10 protein-coding genes are annotated in these 9,622 nt (G+C 42.9%); 8 read left to right on the top strand and 2 right to left on the bottom strand.

Features of this window, described 5'->3' with window-relative positions; translation table 11 throughout:
• The coding region (locus tag JI665_RS28755; RefSeq protein WP_236566339.1) for a hypothetical protein at positions 1–103 on the top strand (103 nt) is incomplete at its 5' end.
• Between the two features lie 113 nt (positions 104–216).
• Positions 217–768 (top strand): cysteine hydrolase family protein, encoded by a 552-nt coding sequence (locus tag JI665_RS25245; protein WP_206845418.1) that lies wholly within the window; start codon positions 217–219, stop codon positions 766–768.
• A 126-nt stretch (positions 769–894) separates the two neighbouring features.
• Here the strand turns inward: JI665_RS25245 and putP are convergent, their stop codons facing one another.
• A complete protein-coding gene (putP, locus tag JI665_RS25240; RefSeq protein ID WP_211202710.1) occupies positions 895–2,364 on the bottom strand; it encodes a sodium/proline symporter PutP in 1,470 nt (489 codons plus the stop codon).
• 635 nt (positions 2,365–2,999) lie between these two features.
• Between putP and aceA the strand changes: the two genes are divergently transcribed.
• Together aceA and JI665_RS25230 are read left to right on the top strand one after the other, a co-directional pair.
• Positions 3,000–4,289, top strand: a complete 1,290-nt coding sequence (gene aceA / locus JI665_RS25235; RefSeq protein ID WP_206845417.1) for an isocitrate lyase — start codon at positions 3,000–3,002, stop codon at positions 4,287–4,289.
• 208 nt (positions 4,290–4,497) lie between these two features.
• Positions 4,498–4,932 (top strand): YueI family protein, encoded by a 435-nt coding sequence (locus tag JI665_RS25230; RefSeq protein ID WP_206845412.1) that lies wholly within the window; start codon positions 4,498–4,500, stop codon positions 4,930–4,932.
• Between the two features lie 177 nt (positions 4,933–5,109).
• On the opposite strand, the gene JI665_RS25225 is transcribed toward JI665_RS25230, so the two are convergent.
• Positions 5,110–5,466, bottom strand: a complete 357-nt coding sequence (locus tag JI665_RS25225; protein WP_206845410.1) for a cupin — start codon at positions 5,464–5,466, stop codon at positions 5,110–5,112.
• Positions 5,467–5,686: 220 nt separating this feature from the next.
• Here JI665_RS25225 and gatC point away from each other — a divergent pair, with 220 nt between their 5' ends.
• The 4 genes from gatC (at position 5,687) to JI665_RS25205 (ending at position 9,613) form a co-directional block, all read left to right on the top strand.
• On the top strand, positions 5,687–5,977 hold the full coding sequence (gene gatC / locus JI665_RS25220) for an Asp-tRNA(Asn)/Glu-tRNA(Gln) amidotransferase subunit GatC (protein ID WP_009335962.1): 291 nt from the start codon (positions 5,687–5,689) through the stop codon (positions 5,975–5,977).
• A gap of 13 nt (positions 5,978–5,990) precedes the next feature.
• Positions 5,991–7,448, top strand: coding sequence for an Asp-tRNA(Asn)/Glu-tRNA(Gln) amidotransferase subunit GatA (gene gatA, locus JI665_RS25215; RefSeq protein ID WP_206845425.1), 1,458 nt, complete (start codon positions 5,991–5,993; stop codon positions 7,446–7,448).
• Between the two features lie 12 nt (positions 7,449–7,460).
• Positions 7,461–8,888, top strand: a complete 1,428-nt coding sequence (gatB, locus tag JI665_RS25210; protein WP_206845409.1) for an Asp-tRNA(Asn)/Glu-tRNA(Gln) amidotransferase subunit GatB — start codon at positions 7,461–7,463, stop codon at positions 8,886–8,888.
• Positions 8,889–9,052: 164 nt separating this feature from the next.
• On the top strand, positions 9,053–9,613 hold the full coding sequence (locus JI665_RS25205) for a thioredoxin family protein (protein WP_206845407.1): 561 nt from the start codon (positions 9,053–9,055) through the stop codon (positions 9,611–9,613).
• Positions 9,614–9,622: the final 9 nt, after the last annotated feature.

Raw genomic sequence — 9,622 nt, 5'->3', positions numbered from 1 at the left:
GCCATTCGGCGGATTCAACATGTCAGGAACAGACTCCAAAGCAGGCGGGCCTGATTACATTCTTCTGCACATGCAGGCAAAGACTACTTCTGAAATGTATTAATAAATCTCCGATTGGAGTCGGGAACAGCAACTTGGTTGCTGTTCCTTTTTTATTGGATATTCAGCACTTTGAAGTATATGATGAAAATAGATTTTAGATTGGAGTGATGTAAAATGCCAAACAAAGCCTTGATTAATATCGATTACACAAATGACTTTGTAGCTGAGGACGGTGCTCTGACATGCGGTAAGCCTGGACAGCTGCTGGAAAAGAAAATCTCAGAGCTCACACAAGAGTTTATCGCAAATGGGCATTTCACTGTTTTTGCTATTGATGTTCATGATGAAGGAGACATCCATCACCCAGAAACGAATTTATTCCCGCCGCATAATATCAGGAACACGGAAGGAAGAAATCTTTACGGTTTACTGCAGCAGATTTATGAAACAAACAAGGAAGCTAAAAATGTGTATTTCATGGACAAAACAAGATATTCCGCATTTGCAGGAACCGATCTCGAGATAAAACTAAGGGAACGCGGTGTAGAGGAAGTGCACCTGGTCGGTGTATGTACGGATATCTGTGTACTACATACGGCAGTCGATGCTTATAATAAAGGGTTTAAAATAGTGATTCATAAAGATGCTGTTGCATCATTTGACCAGGACGGCCATGAGTGGGCCTTAAGGCATTTTGCAAAGACGCTTGGAGCAGAAGTAATTTAATGATTGTCTGCTTTGTAATTAAGCAGGCAACGCAAAATAATGATTGCCAGCTGAAGGCTGTAACTTTTTTGAGAAACGGGTTTACATACAAAAAACCCTCTCCACATAGGAAGAGGGTTTCTGCAATTAATTTTTAAGGACAGACTTATATTGATTGTACTGCTCCTGAACTTCTTTTGAAGGAGCCTTATCCATAAGGCTGACGATGATGATCGCTAGACCTGCAAATAGGAAGCCAGGCGCTAATTCATACAAATCAAACAGTCCGCCGGTAAGCTGTGCCCAAACAATTACTGTTACAGCACCAATAATAATACCGGCAAGGGCGCCATTTCGTGTCATGCGTTTCCAGAACAGGCTCAGAATGATAACTGGCCCAAAGGCTGCACCAAATCCGGCCCAAGCATAACTGACAAGTTCCAATACCTTGCTTTCGGGGTTATACCCTAAGAAGATGGCAATAATGGCAATGCCCAGTACAGCAATTCTGCCAACAATCATTTCTTCCTTTTTGGAAGCATTTCTTCTGAAGATGGATTTATAGAAATCCTGTGCCAGTGCACTTGAAGAAACGAGCAATTGAGAGTCAACTGTGCTCATGATTGCTGAGAGAATGGCTGCTAATAAGAATCCAGCTACCCATGGATTGAATAGTACTTGAGAAAACATGATAAATACTGTTTCAGAATTGGCAAGAGGTGTATCCGCAAAATATGCGATACCGGCAAAACCTACAAACAGAGCTCCAAATAACGATAGAACCATCCACGTCATACCGATCAAGCGGGCTTTTGGGACGTCGTTTGTTGATTTTAATCCCATAAAGCGAACAAGGATATGCGGCTGCCCAAAGTAGCCAAGCCCCCATGCCAGCAGGGAAACAACGCCAACAAAAGTGGCTCCTGAAGCAACATCCAAATGTGTTGGATCGATTGTGCTGATCTGATTTAATGTTTCATTCCATCCGCCAAGCTCCTGAATCGCTGTAATCGGGATGATAATCAAGGCTAAGAACATTAAAATACCTTGAATAAAGTCTGTCCAGCTGGCTGCCAGGAAGCCGCCAAATAATGTGTATGACAAAATAACAGCAGCTCCTACCCAAAGCGCGAGTGTATAATCCATCCCGAATGAATTTTCTAATAGAATGGCACCGCCGACTAGGCTGGAAGAAGTATAGAAAGTGAAAAAGACTAATATGACGATTGCAGAAACTACCCTTAGCAATTTAGAAGTATCATGGAACCGGTTTTCAAAATACCCGGGAACTGTAATTGAATCGTTTGCTACTTCTGTGTAGACACGCAGTGGCTTAGCAACAAACTGCCAATTCAGATAGGCACCGACTGCCAGACCGATAGGAAGCCATATTTCACCCATACCGCCTAAGTAAACAGCTCCAGGCAATCCCAGCATTAACCATCCGCTCATATCAGAAGCTCCGGCACTTAAGGCTGCAACCCCAGCTCCAAGCCCTCGTCCGCCTAAAACATAATCAGATAAATCTTTAGTCATTCTGGCTGCAAGCACGCCAATCAGCAGCATGCCGACCAGATAAACAATAATGGCAATTAACGTTGGTATATTTATATCCATACTTATTTATCCTCTCCTTTCAGCAAAATATGAGATGCCTGATAGTATGATCAATAATGGCATAGGAATAAGAAGCCAAAGCCATGTTGCCATAGTGAAATCCATATGTTCACCTCCGCTACTCTATTAGTGTCCCCATTAATACATACGTGGAAAAAGTTCCTTTTATACAGTAACATACAGTTTTGTGTTTGTGGAAAAATCAGTTTGGGGAATGGTCCACTTTGGAAAGACGTTTATTATCATAACATAATAAAGGTTGAGGGACAAAAAATCTAAAAACCTATCAAGTTATAAATGTATAAAAATACGTTATTTCGCATTAATTTGCTGTTATATCACATATATCAACATATCTATTCATCTGAATTTATAAAATTAAGTTGGCAACAAGAGCAGTTTTATTGGGTAGATTAGAGAATTAGCGGTAAATTTTGAAAATTTTTTAAAAAAGGGGTTCCCATTACGAATTTGCTGTTATATAATACAAAACATAGATATTTAATTGTTTTATAACAACTTAGATTTATGTCATAACAGTTAATGATTTTATATCTGTTATGATACAGAACTGGAATACAACTGAGATTTTGCTCAAATGATGATTTTCTAAATTAAAAGGAGGATTTAATCAAATGGCAGATGAAAGAGTGCGTCAGTTACAGGAAAGCTGGGAAATGGATGAACGCTGGAATGGAGTCGAAAGACCGTATACGGCTGAGGAAGTTATTAAATTAAGAGGGTCGATTGATATTGAACATACATTGGCGCGCCGTGGTGCAGAGAAGCTGTGGAAGCTTGTGAATGAAGAAGATTTCGTCAATGCATTAGGGGCGTTAACAGGAAACCAGGCTGTCCAGCAGGTTAAGGCTGGGCTGAAGGCCATATACTTAAGCGGCTGGCAGGTTGCTGCAGATGCAAACCTGTCCGGAAATATGTATCCGGACCAAAGCCTATATCCGGCCAACAGTGTTCCGAGTGTTGTAAAAAGAATTAATCAGGCCCTTCAGCGAGCTGACCAGATTCATCATATGGAGGGGGATCATTCCATTGACTGGTTCGCGCCGATTGTGGCAGATGCGGAAGCAGGATTCGGCGGCCAGCTTAATGTATTTGAACTTATGAAAGGCATGATTGAATCGGGTGCCGGCGGAGTACACTTTGAGGACCAGCTATCTTCTGAGAAGAAATGCGGTCACCTTGGCGGAAAGGTTTTGCTGCCAACCCAGACTGCTGTTAAGAATTTAATTTCTGCGAGATTGGCAGCAGACGTAATGGGCGTGCCGACTGTCATTGTCGCACGGACTGATGCCAATGCTGCAGATTTAATTACCAGCGATGTGGACCCTTATGATGCACCTTTCATTACCGGGGAACGTACACCTGAAGGTTTCTTCCGTACAAAGGCTGGGCTCGACCAAGCGATCGCTCGGGGATTGGCATATGCGCCTTATGCAGACCTGGTATGGTGTGAAACATCTGAACCGGATCTCGATGAAGCGAGACGCTTTGCCGAAGCAATCCATGAGAAATTCCCTGGCAAGCTGTTAGCGTATAATTGCTCTCCTTCATTCAATTGGAAGAAAAAGCTCGATGACGAAACGATTGCAAAGTTCCAGGTTGAGCTCGGCAAAATGGGCTACAAGTTCCAGTTTGTTACTTTGGCAGGATTCCATGCGCTAAACCATAGCATGTTTGAATTGGCTCGCGGCTATAAAGACCGCGGAATGGCTGCGTACTCTGAACTTCAGCAGGCCGAGTTTGCCAGCGAAACACATGGCTACACCGCGACAAGACATCAGCGTGAAGTGGGCACCGGCTATTTTGACCAGGTTTCCATGGTTATTACTGGTGGTACTTCCTCGACAACTGCTTTAAAGGGATCCACTGAGGAAGAACAGTTCACTGAAAAGCAGGAAGCTTAATTTTTACCCGTATGTAACTTGATTTTTTTACCATTATATTCTCCTATTTTGAACCTCTCTTCCATTGAAGGGAGGTATTTTTTTGCTTTGATAGCAAGCACAGTACATGCTGCAAAAACATACATAATATATAGGCAAAATTTGAAATAGGGCGTAATACTGAATACAATGAAAGCATTGAGGACATATATGGATGGAGGGTGTACTATTGGCTGAAAATATAGATGATTATCTTCAACAGGGAATTCATGGACAAAAACAGACCAAGCCTGATGAGCGCCGCAAGTTTCTTGGATCGCTTCGAGAGAGGGTGGTCATTGCCTTGAAGCAGCCGCAGATGAGGGAAGATGGAATCTATCCGCAGGTGGAAGAGGCACTTAAAGCCAACAGCAAAGCTCATCTTTATCTGAATGGCAATATGAGTTACTCCTATTTATCAAAATATATAAAATTGGCTTCTGTCTATAAGGTAGAATATACAATCGTCACCAATAAAGAACATAATTCAGAGATCGGGCTGGTTCTAGCCTATGACTATGCGATTGATAAACCGGAAATTTTCGTGGAGAGGAAAACGGTCAAAGCAGAAGCAAAAAAAGAAAAAAAGGGCGGCCTATTTGCCAAACTATTCAAGCAAAAATGAGCAGCGTCTGCAGCGCTGCTCTATTTTTAGAGGGAAAGCATCACAATACCGGCCCAGTTTACATTTTAACGGCAGAAATGGAGATTTTACGGGCCAAATTTAAAAATTACCGGCCGAAATACGGGATTTACCGGCCAAATCTTAAAAATACCGGCCGATGCCAGGTGTTCCGCTGTCTTATTCCAAAGGCTTCAGGTACAGATGCGGATCCAAATCAGGACCTTCAACCACAATTGCAGTCATGCCAAGGTAAGAGCCTGATTCATGATCCTCACCTTCAGACCAATAAACAGCGGTTCCTTTTTGGACTGCAATTTGTTTACCGCCAGCAGTTTTAACCCATCCTTCCCCGTCAACGATGAGAAATAGCTGGGGACAAGCTGCCGGATGCATGCCTAAAACACTATTATCTTTCAGGTGGATACACCCAACTGTAGCTGTTTTGTTCCGGATAATCGGGGTGATGCTGGCATTGTGGCTGCTGAATTGGGCAATTTCCCTGCTGACATCCAAATCAAATCGGAAAAATTCCATAATCGCACCTCCTGTCCTTATTTACATCCCCAGTTATTCGGTGTCGCTTTTCATTTATCCTCTAAAAAGAGAAGCAAACACACAATTCGCTGAACTCATGGTAAAATAAGCAGAAGATTGCTATGCCAGCTGGTGTACGCGTATTGCTTTAACGCGCGAAAGTTTGGTATGATCATAATAATTGTGCATTGACAGTATTCAATTTTTGGAGGTGGCATTAATGTCGAGAATTTCAATAGATCAGGTTAAGCATGTTGCACACTTGGCGCGACTTGCAATGACTGAGGAAGAAGCTGTTGCTTATACCGAACAGCTGGACAAGATGATTTCATTTGCAGAGCTGCTGAATGAGCTTGATACAGATCATGTTGAACCAACATCCCATGTTCTTGATATGAAGAATGTATTGAGAGAAGATAAGGCGAATAAGGGGCTTCCACAGGAAGAAGTTCTGAAAAATGCGCCGGAACATCAGGATGGCTATATAAAAGTGCCGTCTATTATTGAATAGGGAGGGGAAAATGGTGAGTTTATTTGACCATAAGGTATCGGAGCTTCATCAGCTTTTACATAAGAAAGAAATCACGGTTACCGACCTTGTCAGCGAATCGTACAAGCGAATCGGTGAAGTTGAAGATAAAGTACAGGCTTTCTTGACGTTTGATGAAGAAAGAGCTCGTGAAGCAGCTAAAAGAATGGATGGTAAAATTGGAACAGACGAGGCAAAAGGCCTTTTGTTCGGTATGCCAATCGGCGTGAAGGATAACATCGTAACGAAGGGGCTGCGCACCACCAGTGCGAGTAAAATTCTTGAAAACTTTGATCCTATTTATGATGCTACTGCTGCATCCAAATTACATAATGCTGAAACGATTACAATCGGTAAACTGAATATGGATGAATTTGCAATGGGATCATCCAATGAAAACTCAGGCTTTCAAGTAACCCGAAATCCATGGAATCTTGAAAGAGTTCCCGGGGGATCTTCCGGCGGTTCTGCTGCTTCTGTTGCAGCCGGTGAAGTTTTATTTTCTCTTGGATCAGACACTGGTGGCTCAATCAGACAGCCTGCTTCTTATTGCGGAGTAGTTGGGTTAAAGCCTACATATGGAAGAGTTTCAAGGTTCGGACTGATCGCGTTTGCCTCATCTCTGGATCAAATCGGGCCAATTACACGGACCGTTGAAGATAACGCCTACCTGCTTCAGGCAATTTCAGGTGTGGATCCCATGGACTCTACTTCAGCAAATGTTGAGGTCCCAAGCTACGCGGAAAGCTTGACTGGGGATGTAAAGGGGCTAAGAATTGCCGTACCGAAAGAGTATTTGGCTGAAGGTGTAAATGAAGAGGTGCGCCAGTCAGTACTGGACGCCCTGAAAGTGTTAGAAAAACTTGGGGCAACATGGGAGGAAGTTTCCCTGCCGCATTCGAAATATGCACTGGCAACGTATTATCTGCTGTCCTCCTCTGAGGCATCGGCGAACCTGGCGCGCTTTGATGGCGTACGCTATGGCTATAGAACAGCAGATCCTGAGAATTTAATCGATTTATACAAAAAGACCCGTGCAGAAGGCTTCGGTGATGAAGTGAAGCGCCGCATAATGCTCGGAACATTCGCCTTAAGTTCAGGCTATTATGATGCCTACTATAAAAAGGCACAAAAGGTGCGTACACTGATTAAACAAGACTTTGAAAATGTTTTTGAAAAATTTGATGTCATTATTGGACCGACAGCACCAACTCCTGCCTTTAAGATTGGAGAAAATACGTCTGATCCGCTCACTATGTACGCAAATGATATTCTGACTATTCCAGTAAACCTTGCCGGGGTGCCTGGAATCAGCGTACCTTGCGGATTCGCGGATGGATTGCCGCTTGGCCTTCAGATTATCGGAAAGCATTTTGATGAAAGCACTGTTTACCGCGTAGCGCATGCTTTTGAGCAGGCTACAGAATTCCATAAGCAAAAACCGGGACTGTAAGGGGGGAAATTCATGAAATACGAAACGGTTATCGGACTTGAAGTACATGTTGAGCTAAAAACAGATTCAAAAATATTCTCGGCAAGCCCAAACCATTTTGGGGCAGAGCCCAACTCCAATACAACGGTCGTCGACCTGGGCTACCCTGGAGTTCTTCCTGTCATTAATAAAAAGGCAGTTGAATTCGGAATGAAGGCTGCGATGGCACTGAATTGTGAAATCGCACCTGTTACAAAGTTTGATCGGAAGAATTATTTTTACCCGGATAACCCAAAAGCCTACCAGATTTCACAATTCGATAAGCCAATAGGTGAGCATGGGTGGATTGAGATCGAAGTCGACGGCTATAAGAAAAAAATCGGCATTACGCGGATCCATCTTGAAGAAGATGCAGGAAAACTGTCTCATGCTAAAGGATATTCTCTTGTAGACTATAACCGCCAAGGTACACCGCTGATCGAGATTGTTTCTGAGCCGGATATCCGCACGCCAAATGAAGCATACGCATATTTGGAGAAGCTGAAGTCCATCATCCAGTATACTGGCGTTTCTGACTGTAAAATGGAAGAGGGTTCACTTCGCTGTGATGCGAATATCTCCCTTCGTCCTGTCGGCCAGGAGGAATTTGGCACAAAGACAGAGCTTAAGAACCTGAACTCCTTTAACTTTGTCCGCAAAGGGCTGGAGTACGAGGAGAAGAGACAGGAAGAGGTTTTAAGTTCAGGCGGTACAATCCAGCAGGAAACATTGCGCTATGATGAAGCAACCAATAAAACCATACTAATGAGGGTAAAAGAAGGTTCTGATGATTATCGTTATTTCCCTGAGCCTGATTTGCTTGATATCCATATTGATGAGGAGTGGAAACAGCGAATTCGTGCTGAAATTCCTGAGCTTCCGGACCAAAGAAAGAACCGCTATATTGAAGAACTTGGGCTGCCGGCTTATGATGCAGCTGTCCTGACAGTCACAAAGGAAACTTCTGATTTCTTTGAAGCAGCTGTCAATAAAGGAGCAGACGCCAAACAGGCTTCCAACTGGGTAATGGGTGAACTGTCAGCTTACTTGAATGCTGAACAAAAAGAGCTGACAGATATAGCTCTGACACCAGAGGGACTTGCCGGCATGATTAAACTGATTGAAAACGGTACGATCTCTTCCAAAATTGCTAAAACAGTCTTCAAAGAACTGGTTGAAAATGGCGGGGATCCAGAAACAATCGTAAAAGAAAAAGGCCTGGTTCAGATTTCGGACGAAGGTGCACTTCTTAAGATTATCGGAGAAACGCTTGATGCGAATCCGCAATCGATCGATGATTTCAAAAATGGAAAACAAAAAGCGATCGGCTTCCTTGTCGGCCAGATCATGAAAGCCACAAAAGGACAGGCCAACCCGCCGCTTGTTAACAAATTATTGCAAGAAGAAATTAAAAAGAGATAAAAGGAAGCTGATGGGACCCCATCAGCTTTTTCTATATTCGACAAATTTAAGGTCTATTTCCCAGGAAAAGATCTGGTTTTACAAAGTGTTACAGCAAATGCAGGAATGAAAGCTGATGATAAAGAATAGAAACTATACAGGAATCGAAAAAAGGAGCGGGTTGCATGAAATTAATGGATTGGTTTGCGAAGGGACTAAGTCTGCAAGATTACATAGGGGAAATGAAAGTAAATAAAGATGAAATGATGGGCATTTACGATCGTTTCTCTTTATCAGATAAAGAGAAAGCAAGATTGGCAGAATTTAAGGACACTGGCATGAAAGTGATTGTACTCACTGAAGATTGGTGCGGAGATGCGATGCTGAATAATCCGATTCTGCTGAAAATCGCAGAGGAAGCAGGGATGGAAGTCCGTTTTATTTTAAGGGATCAGAATCTTGAGCTGATGGATCAATATTTGACTAACGGAACATCCAGAGCAATACCCATTTATATTTTTATAGATAAAGAGGGGAAGGAAAAAGCTGTTTGGGGACCTCGTGCCAAACAGGTTCAGGAAATGGTTGATGATGGAAGAAGTAAGCTCCCCGCACAGAATGCGGAAGACTTTAAGGACAAACAAATGAGCATGTACAGGAGACTAACTGCTTCCTATCAGGAGGATTCTAAGATCTGGCATTTTGTTGCTGATAGTATAGTAGATGCTATTGTTTCGGGGAAATAAAGGCGGAAG

This window comes from Bacillus sp. NTK034, assembly GCF_017303275.1.
Classification (GTDB): domain Bacteria; phylum Bacillota; class Bacilli; order Bacillales; family Cytobacillaceae; genus Cytobacillus.
This window is presented reverse-complemented; position numbering and strand designations above follow the sequence as displayed.

Excerpts from the sequence above, each read along its gene's own strand:
- JI665_RS25245 (WP_206845418.1), top strand. The coding sequence starts at position 217 with ATGCCAAACAAAGCCTTGATTAATATCGATTACACAAATGACTTTGTA.
- putP (WP_211202710.1), bottom strand. The coding sequence starts at position 2,364 with ATGGATATAAATATACCAACGTTAATTGCCATTATTGTTTATCTGGTC.
- aceA (WP_206845417.1), top strand. The coding sequence starts at position 3,000 with ATGGCAGATGAAAGAGTGCGTCAGTTACAGGAAAGCTGGGAAATGGAT.
- JI665_RS25225 (WP_206845410.1), bottom strand. The coding sequence starts at position 5,466 with ATGGAATTTTTCCGATTTGATTTGGATGTCAGCAGGGAAATTGCCCAA.
- gatC (WP_009335962.1), top strand. The coding sequence starts at position 5,687 with ATGTCGAGAATTTCAATAGATCAGGTTAAGCATGTTGCACACTTGGCG.
- gatB (WP_206845409.1), top strand. The coding sequence starts at position 7,461 with ATGAAATACGAAACGGTTATCGGACTTGAAGTACATGTTGAGCTAAAA.
- JI665_RS25205 (WP_206845407.1), top strand. The coding sequence starts at position 9,053 with ATGAAATTAATGGATTGGTTTGCGAAGGGACTAAGTCTGCAAGATTAC.